At 72.4% G+C, this 16,814-nt stretch carries 20 protein-coding genes; 6 read left to right on the top strand and 14 right to left on the bottom strand.

Annotation, left to right across the window (positions count from 1 at the left end; genetic code table 11):
• The first annotated feature begins 64 nt into the window (after window positions 1-64).
• Window positions 65-1,594 carry a bifunctional phosphatase PAP2/diacylglycerol kinase family protein gene (locus tag ACIA8D_RS38640; RefSeq protein WP_399239620.1) on the top strand — a complete coding sequence of 510 codons (1,530 nt, stop codon included), beginning with the start codon at window positions 65-67 and terminating at the stop codon, window positions 1,592-1,594.
• Between the two features lie 121 nt (window positions 1,595-1,715).
• Window positions 1,716-2,537: a class I SAM-dependent methyltransferase gene (locus ACIA8D_RS38645; RefSeq protein ID WP_399239622.1), complete on the top strand. Its 822-nt coding sequence runs from the start codon at window positions 1,716-1,718 to the stop codon at window positions 2,535-2,537.
• Between the two features lie 27 nt (window positions 2,538-2,564).
• Here the strand turns inward: ACIA8D_RS38645 and ACIA8D_RS38650 are convergent, their stop codons facing one another.
• From ACIA8D_RS38650 to ACIA8D_RS38715, 14 genes are all read right to left on the bottom strand, one after another.
• Complete coding sequence (locus ACIA8D_RS38650) at window positions 2,565-2,876, bottom strand: gas vesicle protein K (RefSeq protein WP_399239624.1); 312 nt, start codon at window positions 2,874-2,876, stop codon at window positions 2,565-2,567.
• Window positions 2,869-3,066, bottom strand: coding sequence for a gas vesicle protein (locus ACIA8D_RS38655; protein WP_356379395.1), 198 nt, complete (start codon window positions 3,064-3,066; stop codon window positions 2,869-2,871). The genes ACIA8D_RS38650 and ACIA8D_RS38655 overlap by 8 nt, the downstream gene beginning before the upstream one ends.
• The gene (locus ACIA8D_RS38660) at window positions 3,063-3,863 is read right to left on the bottom strand and encodes a GvpL/GvpF family gas vesicle protein (protein WP_399239626.1); all 801 of its coding nucleotides are present in this window, start codon (window positions 3,861-3,863) and stop codon (window positions 3,063-3,065) included. Before ACIA8D_RS38660 ends, ACIA8D_RS38655 begins: the two co-directional genes overlap by 4 nt.
• Window positions 3,860-4,204 carry a gas vesicle protein gene (locus tag ACIA8D_RS38665; RefSeq protein WP_399239628.1) on the bottom strand — a complete coding sequence of 115 codons (345 nt, stop codon included), beginning with the start codon at window positions 4,202-4,204 and terminating at the stop codon, window positions 3,860-3,862. The genes ACIA8D_RS38660 and ACIA8D_RS38665 overlap by 4 nt, the downstream gene beginning before the upstream one ends.
• Window positions 4,201-5,310, bottom strand: a complete 1,110-nt coding sequence (locus tag ACIA8D_RS38670) for an SRPBCC family protein (protein WP_399239630.1) — start codon at window positions 5,308-5,310, stop codon at window positions 4,201-4,203. The genes ACIA8D_RS38665 and ACIA8D_RS38670 overlap by 4 nt, the downstream gene beginning before the upstream one ends.
• Window positions 5,297-5,971 (bottom strand): DNA primase, encoded by a 675-nt coding sequence (locus ACIA8D_RS38675; RefSeq protein WP_399239632.1) that lies wholly within the window; start codon window positions 5,969-5,971, stop codon window positions 5,297-5,299. Before ACIA8D_RS38675 ends, ACIA8D_RS38670 begins: the two co-directional genes overlap by 14 nt.
• Window positions 5,968-6,192: a gas vesicle protein GvpG gene (locus ACIA8D_RS38680; RefSeq protein ID WP_399239634.1), complete on the bottom strand. Its 225-nt coding sequence runs from the start codon at window positions 6,190-6,192 to the stop codon at window positions 5,968-5,970. The genes ACIA8D_RS38675 and ACIA8D_RS38680 overlap by 4 nt, the downstream gene beginning before the upstream one ends.
• A 6-nt stretch (window positions 6,193-6,198) precedes the next feature.
• Entirely contained in the window at window positions 6,199-6,954 is a 756-nt protein-coding gene (locus ACIA8D_RS38685) for a GvpL/GvpF family gas vesicle protein (RefSeq protein ID WP_399239636.1), read from the bottom strand.
• Window positions 6,951-7,385: a gas vesicle structural protein GvpA gene (locus ACIA8D_RS38690; protein WP_399239638.1), complete on the bottom strand. Its 435-nt coding sequence runs from the start codon at window positions 7,383-7,385 to the stop codon at window positions 6,951-6,953. Before ACIA8D_RS38690 ends, ACIA8D_RS38685 begins: the two co-directional genes overlap by 4 nt.
• 55 nt (window positions 7,386-7,440) lie before the next feature.
• Window positions 7,441-7,791: a gas vesicle protein gene (locus tag ACIA8D_RS38695; RefSeq protein WP_399239640.1), complete on the bottom strand. Its 351-nt coding sequence runs from the start codon at window positions 7,789-7,791 to the stop codon at window positions 7,441-7,443.
• A gap of 44 nt (window positions 7,792-7,835) precedes the next feature.
• Entirely contained in the window at window positions 7,836-8,723 is an 888-nt protein-coding gene (ligD, locus tag ACIA8D_RS38700; RefSeq protein WP_399239642.1) for a non-homologous end-joining DNA ligase, read from the bottom strand.
• Window positions 8,724-9,008: 285 nt separating this feature from the next.
• Window positions 9,009-10,859 carry a transketolase gene (locus tag ACIA8D_RS38705; protein ID WP_399239658.1) on the bottom strand — a complete coding sequence of 617 codons (1,851 nt, stop codon included), beginning with the start codon at window positions 10,857-10,859 and terminating at the stop codon, window positions 9,009-9,011.
• Window positions 10,860-10,870: 11 nt separating this feature from the next.
• Window positions 10,871-12,226 (bottom strand): NAD(P)/FAD-dependent oxidoreductase, encoded by a 1,356-nt coding sequence (locus tag ACIA8D_RS38710; protein ID WP_399239644.1) that lies wholly within the window; start codon window positions 12,224-12,226, stop codon window positions 10,871-10,873.
• Window positions 12,227-12,231: 5 nt separating this feature from the next.
• The gene (locus ACIA8D_RS38715; protein ID WP_399239646.1) at window positions 12,232-12,588 is read right to left on the bottom strand and encodes a phage holin family protein; all 357 of its coding nucleotides are present in this window, start codon (window positions 12,586-12,588) and stop codon (window positions 12,232-12,234) included.
• 102 nt (window positions 12,589-12,690) lie between these two features.
• Between ACIA8D_RS38715 and ACIA8D_RS38720 the strand changes: the two genes are divergently transcribed.
• The 4 genes from ACIA8D_RS38720 to ACIA8D_RS38735 all read left to right on the top strand — a co-directional run bounded on the left by ACIA8D_RS38720 (window position 12,691) and on the right by ACIA8D_RS38735 (window position 16,732).
• Window positions 12,691-13,065, top strand: a complete 375-nt coding sequence (locus ACIA8D_RS38720) for a VOC family protein (protein ID WP_399239648.1) — start codon at window positions 12,691-12,693, stop codon at window positions 13,063-13,065.
• A gap of 49 nt (window positions 13,066-13,114) precedes the next feature.
• Window positions 13,115-13,822, top strand: coding sequence for a GntR family transcriptional regulator (locus ACIA8D_RS38725; protein ID WP_399239650.1), 708 nt, complete (start codon window positions 13,115-13,117; stop codon window positions 13,820-13,822).
• A 139-nt stretch (window positions 13,823-13,961) separates the two neighbouring features.
• On the top strand, window positions 13,962-15,251 hold the full coding sequence (locus ACIA8D_RS38730; protein WP_399239652.1) for an amidohydrolase family protein: 1,290 nt from the start codon (window positions 13,962-13,964) through the stop codon (window positions 15,249-15,251).
• A 167-nt stretch (window positions 15,252-15,418) separates the two neighbouring features.
• Window positions 15,419-16,732, top strand: a complete 1,314-nt coding sequence (locus tag ACIA8D_RS38735; RefSeq protein ID WP_399239654.1) for an amidohydrolase — start codon at window positions 15,419-15,421, stop codon at window positions 16,730-16,732.
• Window positions 16,733-16,814 lie beyond the last annotated feature (82 nt).

The raw sequence follows: 16,814 nt of genomic DNA on the forward strand, positions 1-16,814 counted from the left end.
GACGGGCAAACGAATTGGCCGGTGGCCGCCGGATGCGGGCCCCGGACCGGGGTACCAGTCACCCATGTCACCCCTGAAGTCGCTCAAGTCGCTGAAGCCGTTCCCCTCAGACCCGGCCTTTGATTCGCCGCCGCCGGTGCCGCCCACCCTGCGCGACCGGCTCGCCGCCCTCGATCTGCGCGTCTTCGAGTTCGCCGCGAACGCGCACTGGCCCGGAGCCGAGCGGATCCTGCCGCGCCTGAGCCGGTCCGCGAACCACGGTGTGCTGTGGTTCGCGGTGGGCGGGGCGCTCGCCGCGACCGGATCGCCGCGGGCCCGCCGGGCCGCCGTGCGCGGAGTGGCTTCCCTCGCGCTCGCCTCCGCCACCATCAACACCCTCGGGAAGCGCTCGGTGCGCCGGGCGCGGCCCGCGCTCGACCCGGTGCCGCTGGTGCGCCGGCTGAAGCGGCAGCCGTTCACGACGTCGTTCCCGTCCGGGCACTCGGCCTCGGCCGCGGCCTTCGCGACGGGCGTGGCCCTGGAGTCCCGGGGCCTCGGCGCGCTCGTCGCCCCCGTGGCGTTCTCCGTGGCCGCCTCCCGGATCTACACCGGTGCCCACTTCCCCGCCGACGTCCTCGCGGGCGCCGCGCTCGGCGCGGGCGCGGCCTTCGCGGTGCGCGGCCTGGTGCCGACCCGCGACCAGATGCCGTCGCCGGGCCGTCCCCTGGTGGACGACGTGCCGGCGCTGCCGGGCGGCGAGGGCCTGGTGATGGTCGTGAACACCGGGGCGGGCACCCCGGAGCGCGTGCGGGCCCTGCAGGACGCGCTGCCCCTCGCCGAGTACATCGAGTGCGCGGGCGAGGATCTTGAGCAGCAGCTCGACAAGGCGGCGCCGCGCGCCCGCGCCCTCGGCATCTCGGGCGGCGACGGCTCCGTGAACACGGCCGCGCGGGTGGCGCTCCGGCACGACCTGCCGCTCGCCGTGCTGCCGGGCGGCACCCTCAACCACTTCGCGTACGACCTCGGCATCGAGGACACCGGTGATCTGGCCGGCGCCGTCGAGGGCGGGCACGCGGTCGCCGTGGACGTGGGCCGCTTCTCGTCGCAGGACGGTTCCGGGATCTTCCTCAACACCCTCAGCCTCGGCGCCTACCCGGAGCTGGTGCGGGAGCGGGAACGCTGGTCGGGCCGGGTCGGCGGGCGGCTCGCGGACGTCGTGGCGGCGATGTACGTGCTGCGCCGCGACCACCCGTTGACCGTCGAACTCCAGGGCAGGCGGCGGCCGTTGTGGCTGCTGTTCGCCGGGAACTGCACGTACCGGCGGATGGGTCTGACGGCGGGGCGGCGCGCGAACCTGGCCGACGGACTGCTCGACGTACGCACGGTGGACGGCGGCCGGCTGCCCGGCGTGCGGCTGCTCGCGGCGGCCCTCTCGGGGCCGCTGTCCCGCTCGCCGTTCCACGCGGCGACCCGCCTGACACGGCTTCGGGTGGACGGCGTGGCGCCCGGCACCCCGCTCGCCTTCGACGGTGAAGTCACCGAGTGCGGCGGGGAGTTGTGGGTGGACAAGGACCACGAGGGGCTGCGCGTGTACCGGCCGCACTCGCTGCTCTGACTCGAACCCGACGTCCATTATTCAAGACGGGTATCTCACAATGCGGTGCACCGGCGTACGGTGATCGGACCGTCGGGGGCAGGCGTCCCCGGCGGTCCGCCATACGCGAAGGGATCGAGCCATGCCGCAGGAGACCGCCGTATACACCCATGGACACCACGAGTCCGTGCTCCGCTCGCACACCTGGCGCACGGCCGCCAACTCCGCGGCCTACCTGCTCGGTTCGCTCAAGCCGCACATGAAGATCCTGGACATCGGCTGCGGCCCCGGCACCATCACCGCCGACCTGGCCGAACTGGTCCCCGACGGGCATGTCACCGGGGCCGACCACGCCGAGGGCATCCTGGACCAGGCGCGCGCCACGGCCGCCGAACGGGGCCTGACCAACGTCGACTTCACCACGGCCGACGTGCACGCGCTGGACTGGCCGGACGACACGTTCTGCGTCGTGCACGCGCACCAGGTGCTCCAGCACGTGGGCGACCCGGTGCAGGCGCTGCGCGAGATGCGCCGGGTGACGAAGCCGGGCGGGATCATCGCTGTACGGGAGTCCGACTACGCGGCGTTCTCCTGGTTCCCGCGGCTGCCCGCCATGGACGACTGGCTGGACCTGTACGAGCGCGTCACCCGCGCCAACGGCGGTGAGCCGGACGCCGGGCGCTTCCTGAAGTCATGGGCCCTGAGGGCCGGTTTCGCGCAGGAGGACCTGACCTGCTCCGCCGGCACGTGGTGTTATTCGACGCCCGAGGAGATCGCCTGGTGGAGCGGGCTGTGGGCGGACCGCACGCTGGCCTCCTCGTACGCCGAGCGGGCGACGGGCGGCGGGCACGCGACGCCCGAGCAGCTGACCGCGGTGTCCGGGGCCTGGCGGGAGTGGGGCACGCACGAGGACGCGTGGTTCGGGATCATGCACGGGGAGATCCTCTGCCGCAAGCCCCGCTGACCGCGGCCGGTCGGGCCGCGGGGCGGTTCAGCCGCGGGGCAGCAGCGGGCCCAGCGGTCCGAGGTCGATGTTCAGGTCCTCGGGCCGCAGCCCGTAGCGCTCCCGCAGCTGTTCCATGCGGTCCTCCAGGAGCATCAGGGTCATCCCGATCCGCTCCTCCTGATCCTCCGTCAGATCGCCGGTGTCGAAGCGGCGGACCGCCTGGCGCTCCATGAGCTGGCGCAGCAGCTCGACGAGGGTGAGGACGAGCTTCATCAGGTCGCGCTCGACCGTGTCGGGTTCGAGTTCGATGCGGCGGCGTTCGCTCTGCCGTCGTTCGCCCGGCCGTCGTTCACTCACCGTCCAGCACCTCCGGCCAGGGCGAGGGGACCTGCTCGTTCACCGAGCTGATCAGGGCGTTCAGGTCGATGCGCACCAGATCGACATCGGCGATCCGCAGGGTGACGTCCCCCGCCAGGACGACGCCGCCCGCGAGCAGCCGGTCGAGGAGGTCGACCAGGGCGATCTCCCGCCGTTCGACGACCGTCACGTCTCTCCCTCCCTCTCCTTGTTCTCCTCGTTGTCGTCGTCGGCCGTGAACGAGTAGCCCGCCCACGGCCCGGTCAGCTCGACCCGCAGATCCGGCTCGCGGTCCTTCGTCGCGTCGACCCGCTCCACGAACTCCTCCGCGCCCGAACGCTCCACGAGATACGCCGCGTTGAGCACGTTCCTGCCGCTGGCTCGGGAGAGTTCGGGGTTCTGCGGCGGGTGGACGCGGGTGTACGCGGAATGCCGGGACAGCTCGTCGTGCAGTTCCTGCGCGAAGCGTTCGGCGCGCTGCCAGGTGTCGTCGCGCGCGGTGCGCTCGGCGCGGCGGCGGCGCAGATAGTCGCGGCCGGACGCGGCCGGCGCGGGCGCCTGGGGCTGGGCCTCGGGCTCCTCGACGTACACCTTCACGCCCCACTCCACACGCCCGGCAAGGCGGTCGAGGCCCGCGCGAAAGCGCCGCTCCTCCTGCTCCATCATCAGCCGTACGGCGCTGTCGTCATGGAAGACCGTGGCGAGGCGCAGCGGGAGCGGGCTGGTGACCGTGGTGAGCGCGGCGATCACGTTCTGGTGGGCGCGGGCGGTCTCGGTGAGCCAGTCCAGGTCCTCCAGGTGGGCACGGAGCGGCGCCTCGGCGAAGTCCCGCTCGGGCACGGAGCCGACGACCGCGACGAGGCCCTGGTGCTCCAGCTGCCGGGGCGGGGCGCCCGCCACGCCGGTGAGTTCGGCCTGCAGCGGGGCGTCGAGCGGGTGGCAGACGGCGTACACGTAGCGCAGCTCGCGCGGTTCGTCGGTGGTCAAGCCGTACCCCTCTTCTTCTCGGCCGGTTCGCCTTCGGTGAGTTCGTCGAGTTCGGCGATGCGCTGCTTCAACTCGGCGTTCTCCCTTGCCAGTTCCTTGCGGCGGGCGCCCGAGGAGAGGGCCGGGTCGTCCTCCCACCAGTCGATGCCCATCTCCTTGGCCTTGTCGATCGAGGCGACGATCAGGCGCAATTTGATGGTGAGCAGTTCGATGTCGAGCAGGTTGATCCGGATGTCGCCCGCGATGACGATGCCCTTGTCGAGGACGCGCTCCAGGATGTCGGCGAGGTTGGCCCCGCCGTCACCCCGGTAGGGCTCGGGGAAGCGGCTCGCCGTCGTCATCGGCGGGCCCCGCCGACGGCGTGCTCCCGCTCCCGCGCGGGCTCCTCGTCCTCCTCGTACTCCTCCGGCTCCTCGTTCTCGTACTCCTCGTCGTAGCCGGCCTCGGGCTCCTCCTCTTCCGATTCCTCGTCGCCCTCGTCGGCCTCGTCCTCGTACTCCTCGGACTCCTCCGACTCCTCGGGCTCTTCGGAGTCGTACGCGTCGGACGGCTTGCCCAGCTCGCGCTCCTGGTCCTGCTCCTGCTCCTGCTCCTCCTCGGCGAGCGCGTCCTCGTGCGAGCGCACGACCTCGCCCTCCTCGATCTCGCCGCGCCAGCCCTCGGGCTGCTCGCCGCGCAGTGTCACGTACCGCGCGAAGTGCTTGAGGTCGAGACGGGCCCGGCGGCCCTGGGCGCGCCAGATGTTGCCGGTCCTCTCGAACAGGCCCTTCGGGTAGTACTCGATGAGCAGCAGCACCCGGGTGAGCCGGTCGGCCAGCGGGTGGAAGGAGACGACGCCCTTCGTGGTGCCCTTGGCGCCCTCCGAGGTCCAGGCGATCCGGTCGTCCGGATGCTGGTCGGTGGTGTGCGCCTTCCAACTACGGTTGGACCAGAAGACCTTCAGCTGCCAGTCAGAAGTGACGTCGTCGGCGCGGTTCGCGTTCTTGACGCCCTTCGCGAAGGTGCTGAAGTCCTGGTACTGCGTCCACTGGTCGTAGGCGGTGCGCAGGTCGACGCCGACGTCGATGAACTCCATGATGACGGTCGGCTTCTTGCCCGCGCCGCCCTTGCGCTTGCCCTTGCCGCCCCTGCCGACGAGCCCCTTGAAGGCGCCCACGACGTTGTCCTTGAGGTGGCCGGCACCGAGCTCCACCGCGCTGCGCAGCGGGCCCTTGCCCTCCGCGAGCTTGCGGCCGCCGTCGAGCGCGAGCTTGGCGAAGCCGGGGCTGTTGCCCTCGGCGATGTCGTTCAGCTTCACGGTGCTCTCGCCGAGCTTGCGGCCCGCGCCGATGAGCAGCCGCTGGGCCTGCGCGGCGAGGTACTCCTGGAGTTCCGCCTTGAGATGGTCGGCCGCCGCGCTACTGGCGAGGCCGTTGACCGGGTTCTTGGTGGTGTCAGCCACGGCCACGGCCTCCCTTCGCGGCGGTCTTCCTGGCGGCCGTCGTCTTCTTCGCCGCCGCCTTCTTGGGCCCCTGGGGCCTCGCGGAACGCTTTTTCGCGGGCGCCTTCTTGGCCGCCGACTGCTTCCCGCTCCTGTCCTGCGCGGAGCGGCGGCCCTCGGCGGACTCCTCCTCGGCGTCCTCCTCGCGGTCGGCCGTGTGCTCGCCGTCGGCCGAGTCCTCGCCGTCGTCGGCGTACTCCTCGTTCTCGTACTCCTCCTCGTCGTCCCCGCGGTCACGGCCGCGGCCGCGGCCCGAGACGGCTCCGGTGACCCGCTCCCCCGCGTCGCGCACGTCGTCCACATCCGGGGCGACGCCCTCGATCTGGTCGCGGACACCCTGCGTACGGCTGTGCAGGCGTCCCGCGAGGCCCTCGATCTGGCGCTCGACGAGCGCGCCCGAGGCCGCCTTGCCCACGCCGCGCAGGTCCTCGCGCAGCTGGTCGCCGATCTCCTTGAACTGCGGGTTGTTCTGCAACTGCGTGGTCACCATGTCGGCGAGCGCACGCGGGCTCAGGTTCAGTCGCTTGCCGGCGACCATCGTGCCGACGGCGATCGCCAGCTTCATCTTCTTCGTACGTCCGAGGACGTATCCGGCCCCTATCGCGAGGCCGAGCGCTGTTCGGTTCAAGGTCCCTCCAGACGGTCGAGGAGCTCGTCCTCGACGCGGTCGAACGTGTCCTGGTCGATCTCGCCGGAGACCAACTTCTCCTCCAGGCGGGCGAGTTCGGCGCGTACGGCCGCCGGGTCGTAGTACTGCCGCTCCGCTTCCGCGAGCACCTGCTCCACCGCCCACAGGGACCCACGCACCGGAGCGAGCGGCAGCAACAGAAGCTCCGAGATCAGGCCCATGGGGGCTCAGTCCGTCGTCGCCGCGGGCTCCGAGGGGCCCGGCTCGACGAAGCTGTACGGGGGCAGCGGCCCGTTGACCGTGAGGTCGAGGTGCGGGTGGCTGCGGCGCAGCTCCTCGACGGCGGCCAGGAAGTGCTCGGCCGCCTTCTTGTCGACGAGGAACGAGAGGTTGGCCAGCCAGCCCGTGCTCTCGGGCCCCGCCGACATCGCGGACGCCGCGGGTTCGAGCAGGTGCTGGAGCTCGACGGCGTCCTCGGCCTCGCGGGCCTGCACGGCGGACACGACCAGCTCGCCCAGGCGCAGCCGCTCCTCGTACGTGCCGCCGCCCGCCTGCCTGTTGGCCTCGGTGAGGGTGCGGACCTCGGGGTTGTCGACCATCACCTGGTGCAGCACCGCTTCCTCGTCGTGCTGCGCCTTGACGTTGTACTCGACTTTGCCGTCGAGCTCCCGCAGCCGCTCCTGGTAGTGCTCCGCGCGCTCGGCGAGCACCGCCGAGACCGACTCGTCGTCGGGCGCGAGGGAGCCGAACCGCATCGGCAGCACCGGCCCCCCGGCACCCGCCTCGGAGAGCACGCTCTGGTGGGCGAGCAGGTCGCGGCGCTTGGGCCGCAGCCCTTCGGGGGCCTCGCTGACGAGGGCCACGAGCGGGCCTTCCTTGACGACGCGCACCTCGCGCGCCGGCTCGCCGATGCCGCCCATCCCGGTGGGCAGGGAGGGGTGTTCGGAGCTCGCGATGGCGTAGATGTACGTGCTGCTGCTCACTCCTGCTCCTCCTTACGGCGGCTCGTGGCGGGCCTGCGGCCACCGGAACCGGATCGCTTCGACTCCGCCTGGCCCTCCTCGCGGGCCTGGGCGAAGGCGCCGGAGATGGTCTCGGCCGCACCGGACAGAGCACCCTTGGTCTTGCCGCGCGCGCCGGACTCCATGCTGTCGCCGACCATGTCGGTCAGCCCGGACGGCTTCTTGGATCCGGTCTCCAGGTCCAGCCTGTTGCAGGCCTCCGCGAAGCGGAGATAGGTGTCGACACTGGCGACGACGACCCTGACGTCGATCTTCAGGATCTCGATGCCGACCAGCGAGACACGGACGAATGCGTCGATGACGAGTCCGCGGTCCAGGACGAGTTCGAGTACGTCGTACAGGCCGCTGGTGCCACCACCGCCGCCGGACTGTTGTGCGGGGACAACGGTCATGGAGGCAGGTCCTCCCTGTCTGTGTAGTTCGCGGTTCGAGGCGGGGCGCGACGGCCTAGGGGCCGCCCTGCTTGCGCGCCGGCTCGGAGCGTCCCCGCTCGTAGCGGCGGATGCGCCGGTAGCCGGTCAGTACGCCGTGCGGGTCCAGGCTCACCTGGTAGCTCGCCAGCAGGCTCATGGTGTCGGGGACCCGGGCCACTTCAAGGACCTCGATCTCCAACTCCCAGCCGTCCTCGGTTCGTTCGAAGGACGACACGGTCTCGGCCGCCATGCCGGTGAGCTCCGCCAGCTGGGCGCGCGCTTCACTCAGCACCTCCATGGGGCCCGGCGCGCCGCCCGCCTCGGTGGTCTTGTCGTCGCCGGGCTCTCGCTCCGACGACGCTTGCGTCCTCTGTGTGTTTGTCATGGCAGCCTCGGTCACCGAGTCTCCACAGTCGGCCGGAACAAACCTCAACTCCCTTGCCGGTCCCGGAGTTTGCGCCACGCCGGAGCGAGCGAGCGGCCCTTGCCGAGCAGGTCGTCCCACGGCTTGGTGCGGGCCTGTTCGAGGGCGTTCGTGATGTTCCAGTGCCGGGCGTCGACCGCGGGGGCGCCGAGCTGCCGCCACGTCAGGGGGGTCGCCACGGGGGCGCCCGGCTTGGCGCGCACGGAGTACGGTGCGACGGCCGTCTGGGCGTAGGCGTTGCGCAGTACGTCGAGGAAGAGGCGGTCGCCGCGGTCCTTCTTGCGCGGGGCCGTGGTGAGCGCGTCGGGGTGTTCGTCGGCGAGGGTGTCGGCGACCTGGCGGGCGAAGTCCCGCACTTCGTCGAAGTCCTGGCTGCCGTCGAGGGGGACGACGACGTGGACGCCGCGCGAGCCGGTGGTCATCGGGGCGCTGGGCAGGTCCAGGTCGTCCAGCATCCGGTGCGTCAGGCGGGCCGCCTCCCGCACGGTCTCGAAGTCGTCCTCGGAGGGGTCGAGGTCGAAGACCAGGCGGTCGGGGTGGTCGATGTTGTCGGCGCGCGACAGCCAGCGGTGGAGGGTGAGGGCGGCCTGGTCGACGAGGTGGATCAGGGTGGCGGTGTCGTCGCACACGGTGTGCGTGACCGTGCCGCCCTCCTTCGGGACCTCCACGCGGTGGATCCAGTCGGGGTAGTGGTCCGGGGTGTCCTTCTGCATGAAGCGCGGGCCGTCGAGGCCGTCGGGGTGGCGTTCGAGCATCAGGGGGCGGTCGCGGAGGTGGGGGAGCATGAAGGGGGCGATGGTGCGGTGGTACTCGGCGAGGTCGTTCTTGGTGACACCGTCGGGGAGCAGCACCTTGTCCGGTCGCCGGATGTCGGGTATGCGGTTGTCCGCCATGGGGCCCTCTCTTGTTTCACGGCACCGGCGTCACGGCCACGGGGCTCCGCCCCGGACCCCGCTGCTCAATCGCCGGCGGGGCTTGATCTGCTCATCCACCACCGATGGGACCGCCATTTCAGAGCCCCACCGACAAGCAGGCCATTCAAGCCCCGCTGCCGGGTGAGCCGCTCGAGCCCCGGCGGTGGGTGGGCCATTGGAGTCTCGGCGGTGGGTGAGCATTTCAAGCCCCGCCGGCGATTGAGGCGCGGGGTCCGGGGCGGAGCCCCAGGGCGCGACCACGGGTCACGGCGTCACCGCGGCCTCGACCAGGAGGCCGACCGCCGCGACGATCCCCGCCGCGTCGATGCCGGCGGCAGCCAACTGCTCCGGCGGCGTCGCAGACCCCGGCATCGTACGGACACCCAACCGGGCCATCCGCGGAGCCGGCTCCGCGTCGGAGAAGGCCTCGGCCACCGCATCCCCGATACCACCCTGCTCCCGGTGGTCCTCCACCGTGAGCAGGCACCCGGTCACCCGCGCCGCGTCCCGCAGCGTACGGCGGTCGACCGGCTTGACCGAGTACAGGTCGATGACCCGGACCGGGATACCGGCCGCCGCCAACTCGTCCGCCGCCTTCAGCGCCTCGTGGACCGTGCCCCCCGCCGCGACGACCGTCACCCGGTCCCCGTCCCCGGAACGCAGCACCTTGCTGCCGCCCACCGGGAAGTCCTCGTGCGGCGGATAGATCACCGGCGCCGCACCGCGCGAGGTGCGCAGATAGCGGATGCCGGTCAAGTCGGCCATGTGTGCGACGAGTTGGGACGTCTGGTTGGCGTCGCAGGGGTAGAGGACCGTGCTGTCGTGGAGGGCGCGGAACATCGCCAGATCCTCGAGACCCATCTGCGAAGGGCCGTCCTCGCCGATCGCGACGCCCGCGTGCGAGCCGACGACGTTCAGATCGGCCCCACTGATGGACGCCATCCGGATGAAGTCGTGGGCGCGGGTCAGGAACGCCGCGAAGGTCCCCGCGTACGGCAGCCAGCCGCGGGCACTCAACCCCACGCTCGTGGCGATGAGTTGCTGCTCGGCGATGTAGCACTCGGCGTACCGCTCGGGGTGTTCCTTGGCGAACATCTCGGTGCGCGTGGAGTCGCCGACCTCGCCGTCGAGCGCGACGACGTCGCCGCGCGCGGACCCGAGGGCGGCGAGCGCCCGGCCGTAGGCGTCACGGGTGGCGACCTCGTCGCCGACGTCGAAGCGGGGCAGGTCGAGGCGCCCACTGCGCACCGCGTGCAGGATGCGTGCGGCCGGCGGCGCCTGCACCGACACCCGCAGGCCGCGGTCGCCGCCGAGTTCCTCGACGGCCTGCACGGCGTCCGGCAGCGGTTTGCCGTGCGCGCCCTCGCGGTCCTCCACCGCGGCGACACCCTTGCCCTTGAGCGTCCGGGCGAGGATCACGGTGGGGCGGCCGACGGTGGACGCCGCCTCCGCGTACGCGCGGTCGATCTCCGCCACGTCGTGCCCGTCGATGACGACGGTGTGCCAGTCGAAGGCCTTGAAGCGGCGGGCGTAGGCGTCGAGGTCGTGGCCGTGCCTGGTGGGTCCGCGCTGGCCGAGCCGGTTGACGTCGACGATCGCGGTGAGGTTGTCGAGCTGCTCGTACCCGGCGTACTCGGCGGCCTCCCACACGGAGCCCTCCGCCATCTCGCTGTCGCCGCACAGCACGTACACCTGGTAGCCGACCCGGTCGAGCCGCTTGCCCGACCAGGCGATGCCGGCCGCGACCGGGAGCCCCTGGCCGAGCGATCCGGTGGCCGTCTCGACCCACGGCAGGCGCCGCGGCGTCGGATGGCCCTCAAGTCGACTGCCGCGCTTGCGGAAGGTGAGCAGCTCGGCGTCGTTGAGCGCGCCGGCCGCCTTGTACGCCGCGTAGAGGAGCGGCGACGCGTGCCCCTTGGAGAGCACGAAGCGGTCGTTGCCGGGGTGGGCGGGGCGGTCGAAGTCGTAGCGGAGGTGGTGGGCGAGGAGGACGGCCATCAGGTCGGCCGCGGACATCGACGAGGTGGGATGCCCGGAGCCCGCGGCGTCGGCCGCACGGACCGAGTCGACCCTCAACTGCTGCCCGAGAGCGCTGAGTTCGGCGTCGCTGTACATGGTATTGGTGGTCACTGGGCACCTCCTTGGTCGTGCTGGTCCGCCCCCTGCCGTTCGCGGCTGCCGTCGGGTACGCGTGCCAGCTCCGGCGAGGCCGTGTCGAGCGGCACGGACCAGGAACGCACCAGGCCCAACTGGACGGCCTGGCGCGGCAGTACGGAGTCGAGCAGCCAGTCGGCGGCGACCCGCACCCGGTTTCCGGGCATCGCGGCCAAGTGGTAGCCGCGCGTGACGGCGCCCGCGAGCGGACCGGAGAGCGGGACACCGAGCGGATTCGCGGCGGCCTGCACGCCGCCGAGGTCGACGGTGAAGCCGAGGTCCTTGTGCCGGTAGTCGCGGCGCTCACCCTTGCCGAGGGACGCGGCGACGTTGAGGCCCGCGACGCGCCCCTGCCGCCAGGCGTGCTGCGCGGTCATCGGCGTGTACTCGCCCGGCTTCTCCAGGTCGGGCACCGCGGCCGCGTCGCCGCACGCGAACACCTCGGGATGTCCCGGCACGTTCAGATACGGGTCGACGAGCAGCCGCCCGCGTTCGAGCGGGGGGCCGAGTTCGGCGACCAGCGGATCGGGGCGGACGCCGACACACCACACGAGCGTACGGGTGTCGACGAACTCGCCGTCGTCCAGCAGGGCGCCGTCCTTCGTGGCTTCCTTCACGGAGGTCCCGGTGCGTATCTCGACGCCGCGTCGGCGCAGCACGCTGTCGGCGGTCCGCGAGAGGTGCTGGTCGAGTTCCGGCAGGACGCGCGGCGCGAGGTCGAGCAGCATCCAGCGCGGGCGGATGCCGTGCCGCAGCGGCTGCTTCTTCACGAGCGCGTCGGTCAACAGCTGTCCCTGCGCGGCGACTTCGGTGCCGGTGTAGCCGGCGCCGACCACGACGAAGGTGCAGCGGGCGCGGCACTCCTCGGGACTCTTCGCGGCCGAGGCGAGTTCGATCTGCCGGGTCACGTGGTCGCGCAGGTACAGCGCCTCGGGCATGCCGCGGAAGCCGTGCGCGTGCTCGGCGACGCCCGGCACCGGCAGCAGCTTGTTCACGCTGCCGACGGCGAGGACGAGCCGGTCGTACGCCAGGGTGCCGTGCCCGCCCTCCGGGTCGGTGTAGGAGACGACCCGCTCGTCGAGGTCCACGCCGTCGGCCTCGCCGAGCACGAGCCGCGCGTGCGGCAGCGTCCCCGACAGCGACACGGTCACCCGTCGCGGTTCGAGCGCGCCCGCGGCCACCTGCGGCAGCAGGGGCAGGTACAGAAAGTAGTCGGTGGGGTTGAGCAGAGTGACGTCGACGGTGTCGCGGGCCACCCGCGTCAGCATGCGGGCGGCCCGGTATCCGGCGAAGCCGGCACCGACGACGACGACTCGGGAGCGGCTCACGGCGCTCACGCTCCGGGCGTCGGGGGTGCGGTCGGCATCGGCGGCGCGGTGGGCACCGGGGGCCGCCCGGGTCGCGCCACGGTCCGCAGCACGTACGCCGCGACGCCGAGCACCACGGCGACCACCAGGGCCGCGCCCCAGTCCGGCATGCCGAGGGCGAGGACGAGGCCGAGCGCGAGCGCCGCGGCCGCCCCCGCGTACAGCGCGGCGGCGCCGGCTCCCGCGTACAGGGCAGCCCTGCGCCGCTGCGCCCGCAGGCCCGCGGTGAACTCCTCGCGCAGCGTCTCGCGCACGGCGTGCGTGACCCGTCCGGCCAACTCGTCGGTCAGCTGCTCGTTGATGTGTTCGCCCATGCGTTCCATGCGCGCCGGGTACCCGGGCCCCGCCGCACGTAACGACGGCCGACGGGTCCGCTTCCGTGAAACGATCACGCGCTCCCGGCCCCTCCGACTAGGCTTCTCCCCATGGAAATCCTGGGAACCACGCTGCGCATCTGCGTCGAGGACCTGGAGTCCTCGGTCACGTTCTACGAGAACCTCACGGGCACCCAAGCGCTGCGGTTCGAGCGCGGCGGGGTCTCCGTGGCCGCGGTCGGCTGTTTTCTCCTGATGAGCGGGCCCGCCGCGGAGATCGACGTGCTGCGCAAGGTGACGGCGACGATCGCGGTTCCCGACGTCGACGAGGCGGGCACCCTGCTCACCGCCTCCGGTGCCAAGGTCATCGCGGGTCCGGTGCCGACACCGGCGGGCCGCAACCTGATCGCACTGCACCCCGACGGCTCCGTCTTCGAGTACGTGGACCGGCAGGCCATGACCGAGGAGCCCGCCGCACAGGCCTGACCGCGGGCCCTGCACGTATCCTCGCCCGGGGCACGACGGGTGAAGGACGGTGCACGTGGCGGGCAGTACGACGGGGTCGGACGAGGGGCACCAGGAGAGGGTGCCCCTGAGCGCGCAGGCGCGGGAGGCGGTGCGGCAGCGCATCGTGGACCGCCGCTACCCCATGGGCGCGCGGCTCGTGGAGCGGGAGGTCGCCGAGGAGCTGCGGATGTCGCGGGTCCCGGTGCGGGAGGCGCTGCGGGCGCTCGTCGCGGAGGGCCTCCTCGAACTGCTGCCGCGCAGCGGTGTGCGGGTGCGCCGCCTGGAGCGGACCGATGTGCGGCATCTGTACGAGGTGTGGGAGCCGCTCGCCGTACAGGCCTCGCGGCTCGCGGCGCGGGCGCTCACCGCACAGGACCCGCCCTCCCTGGACGCGCTGCGCGCCTGCCTCGACCGGGCGGAGCGGGCGGCCGAGGCGGACGAGGGGACGCGTGAGGTGGCCGCGCACACCGAGTTCCACGAGGAGATCGTGGCGCTCGGCGGCAACCCGCTGCTCGCCCGCACGATGGAGCAGCTGAGCTGGCAGCTGCAACTGCTGTTCGGGCTGCGCGAGGAGCCGGCCCACATGCGCGCGCAGCACGCGGACATCTTCCGGCACATCGCGGCGGGCGACGAGGAGCTGGCGGTGGCGAGCACGCTGCTGCACGTCAGGGACAGCCGGGCGGTCGCCCTGAGGTCGCTCTTCGGCGACACCATTTTGTATACCGAGGGCGAGTGACCTCCCCATCCTCCCCTCGCACCGCCCATCCACAAACAGGGCATTCAGCCACATAGGTATGGGCTCCCTTGTCGGGCGCTCCGCGTTGGTATACAAAAAGGCGGGCCAGCTTCCTCGTAGAACCCCTCCTGGAGCCCCCATGTGCGTCGAGCCAGCCGAGCCCCCGTCCAGCCGACTGACCCGCCGCGGCGTCCTCGCCGCGTCCGCCGCGCTCGCGGGCACCGCGGCCGCCCTCGGCTCCGGCGCGTCCCCGGCGTCCGCGGCCTCCACCGCGCCCCGCCGCGCCGCCACCGCGCCCCGCGCCGGTGACCTGGTCGTCGACGGCGGCACCCTGCTCGACCCGGCCACCGGCGAGGTCACCGAGGACGCGGTCGTCGTGATCCGCGACGGCGTGGTGCGCGCGGCGGGCGCGCGCGGCCGTGTGGAGGTCCCCGGCGACGTGCGGCGCCTCGACGCGCACGGCCATTGGGTGCTGCCCGGACTCGTCGACGCGCACATCCACCTCAACACCGCGACCGAGGCCCTCGACGCGGTCCGCAAGGGCGCCACCAGCGCGCGCAGCGGCTCCACGAACTTCTACCAGGACATCGCCGTACGGGAGTTGGCCCGCCAGGCCCCCGAACTCGCGCCCCGCCTGAAGGCCGCCGGCATCTTCGTCACGCCCGACCTCGGCGACACGGTCCTCGGTGACCCGGACCTCACCCCGCTGGCCCGCCTCAAGGACGGCGTGCGGTCCGCCGAGGCGCTGCGCCGCGTCGTCGAGGTGAACCTCAAGCGCGGCGCCGACGTCATCAAGACCCGCGTCAACCCGCGGGCGGGGCTTGCCGAGCAGGACCCGCTGGAGCAGGTCTACTCGCGCGAGCAGCTGTCCGTGATCGTCGCGGCGGCCAAGCGCGGCGGCAAGGGCGTGCTCTGCCACAGCTACAGCGAAAAGGGCTGCCACGACGCGGTGCTCGCGGGCATCCACTCCCTGGAGCACGGCGCGTACGTCGGCGAGCGCACGCTGGCCGAGATGCGCCGCCGCGGCACGTTCTTCACCCCGACCCTCGGCGCCATCGCCGGCATGATCGGCTCCGACGACCCGGTCCTCGACGAGCGCGGGCGCACCTATCTGCCGCTGCTCAAGAAGGCGGCCCTCGCCGCGCACGAGATGGGCGTCCCGCTGGCCGCCGGCACGGACTCCTCCGGCGGCACCGTCGACCCGATCGGCGGCGAGGTCGAGCTGATGCACTCCGCGGGGCTCAGCGCGCTCGACGCGATCCGTACGGCCACCACCGGCGCGGCGAAGCTGCTCGGCCTCGACGGCACCGTGGGCCGCCTCGCCCGTGGGTTCGCGGGTGACGTGCTGCTGGTCGACGGCGACCCGCTGGCCGATGTGTCGGTGCTCAAGAAGCCGGCGGGCGTGGTGCGCTCGGGCCTCGCGGTCTGACGGCCGGCCTGACGGCTGAATCGGCGGCTGACTCGGCGGCCGGTCCGACGGCTGAATCGGCGGCTGACTCGGCGGCCGGTTCGGCGGCCGGTTCGGCGGACTGGCCGTCGTACCCCCTGCGTCTTTCCTCTCGGATTCCCCCTCGAACGCGAACGAAGGAGAACGGCATGACCCCTCCCCTGTCCCGGCGCGGTGTCCTCGCGGGTGCGGCCTCGATCGGCGGTGCGGCCCTGGGAGCGACGGCGAACCAGGCGCAGGCGCAGACGCAGGTCCAGGCGCAGGCCGCGGAGCCCCGCCGCCCCGGCAAGGCCGTGGTGTTCCGCGACGTCCGCCCCTTCGGCGCCCGGGAGTCCGTGGACCTGACCGTGGTCGACGGGAAGTTCACGGACGGCCCGGCGCCCGCCCACGCGAGGATCGTCGACGGCGGCGGCCGGATCGCCCTGCCGTCCCTGGTGGACGCGCACATCCACCCGGACAAGACGACCTGGGGCAGCGACTGGATCTCGCGCAAGCCGGCGGACGGCATCGCCGACTACTGCGAGCAGGACGTCGAGGTGTTCCGTACGCAGAAGCGGCCGGTCGGTGAGCGGGCGTACGGCCTGATGGCGCACGCCGTGACCCGGGGCACCCGGGCGATGCGGGCGCACGCGGACGTGGCGCCCGCCTACGGCCTCGCCGGGATCGAGGGCGTCGCCGAGGCGCGGGCCCGGCTCGCGGACGCGCTCGACGTGCAGATCGTGGGGTTCCCGCAGCACGGTGTCGTGCGCACGCCCGGCACCGCCGAGCTGCTGAAGACGGCGGCGCGGGACGGGCTCGTCGACATGGTCGGCGGCATCGACCCGATCAGCTTCGACAACGCGATGGACGAGCAGCTCGACCTGCTCTTCGGCCTCGCCGACCGGTACGGCGTCGGTGTGGACATCCACCTCCACGACCGTGACGAGAAGGGCACGAAGGTGCTGCGCGGCATCATCGAGCGCACGAAGGCGCTGTCGCTGCGGGGCAAGGTGACGGTGAGCCATGTGTTCTGCGTTCCGCTCCTGAAGGACGCCGAACTGGCCTCCTTGGCCAAGGACTTGTCCGACCTGGACATCGCGCTCACCACGGTCGCGCCGAGCGCGGAGCTTGTCCTGCCCATCGCCAAGTTGAAGGAGCACGGGGTGCGGGTCGGGCTCGGCTCGGACGGGGTGCGGGACTCCTGGAGCCCGTTCGGCAACGCGGACATGTTGCACCGGGCGCACATCCTCGGCTGGGTCACCGACATCCGGCTCGATGACGAGCTGGCCGCTTGTTTCGCGGCGGGGGCGCACGGTGGGGCGGATGTGATGGGGCTGCCTCGGGTGGAGTTCAAGGCGGGGGATCCGGCGGACTTCGTGCTGGTACGCGGGGAGGGGGTGCCGCAGGTGGTGGTGGACATGCCGCAGCGGGACGTTGTCGTTCACCGGGGGCACGTGGTGGCGCGGAACGGGGAACTGGTCTAGGGCTTGTCGTTTGGATCAGGCCGGATCAGGGAGCGGGGCCTGGTGCGTGCGATCGCAAGGCGGAGGAGGGAGGCGACGCGGA

The sequence above is a fragment of the Streptomyces sp. NPDC051684 genome (genome assembly GCF_044453445.1).
Classification (GTDB): Bacteria; Actinomycetota; Actinomycetes; order Streptomycetales; family Streptomycetaceae; genus Streptomyces.

Bases quoted from the DNA above. Each gene is read 5' to 3' on its own strand.
- ACIA8D_RS38705 (WP_399239658.1), bottom strand. From the start codon at position 10,859: ATGTACAGCGACGCCGAACTCAGCGCTCTCGGGCAGCAGTTGAGGGTC.
- ACIA8D_RS38680 (WP_399239634.1), bottom strand. From the start codon at position 6,192: ATGGGCCTGATCTCGGAGCTTCTGTTGCTGCCGCTCGCTCCGGTGCGT.
- ACIA8D_RS38665 (WP_399239628.1), bottom strand. From the start codon at position 4,204: ATGACGACGGCGAGCCGCTTCCCCGAGCCCTACCGGGGTGACGGCGGG.
- ACIA8D_RS38715 (WP_399239646.1), bottom strand. From the start codon at position 12,588: ATGGAACGCATGGGCGAACACATCAACGAGCAGCTGACCGACGAGTTG.
- ACIA8D_RS38720 (WP_399239648.1), top strand. From the start codon at position 12,691: ATGGAAATCCTGGGAACCACGCTGCGCATCTGCGTCGAGGACCTGGAG.
- ACIA8D_RS38690 (WP_399239638.1), bottom strand. From the start codon at position 7,385: ATGACCGTTGTCCCCGCACAACAGTCCGGCGGCGGTGGTGGCACCAGC.
- ACIA8D_RS38735 (WP_399239654.1), top strand. From the start codon at position 15,419: ATGACCCCTCCCCTGTCCCGGCGCGGTGTCCTCGCGGGTGCGGCCTCG.
- ligD (WP_399239642.1), bottom strand. From the start codon at position 8,723: ATGGCGGACAACCGCATACCCGACATCCGGCGACCGGACAAGGTGCTG.
- ACIA8D_RS38645 (WP_399239622.1), top strand. From the start codon at position 1,716: ATGCCGCAGGAGACCGCCGTATACACCCATGGACACCACGAGTCCGTG.
- ACIA8D_RS38730 (WP_399239652.1), top strand. From the start codon at position 13,962: ATGTGCGTCGAGCCAGCCGAGCCCCCGTCCAGCCGACTGACCCGCCGC.
- ACIA8D_RS38695 (WP_399239640.1), bottom strand. From the start codon at position 7,791: ATGACAAACACACAGAGGACGCAAGCGTCGTCGGAGCGAGAGCCCGGC.
- ACIA8D_RS38640 (WP_399239620.1), top strand. From the start codon at position 65: ATGTCACCCCTGAAGTCGCTCAAGTCGCTGAAGCCGTTCCCCTCAGAC.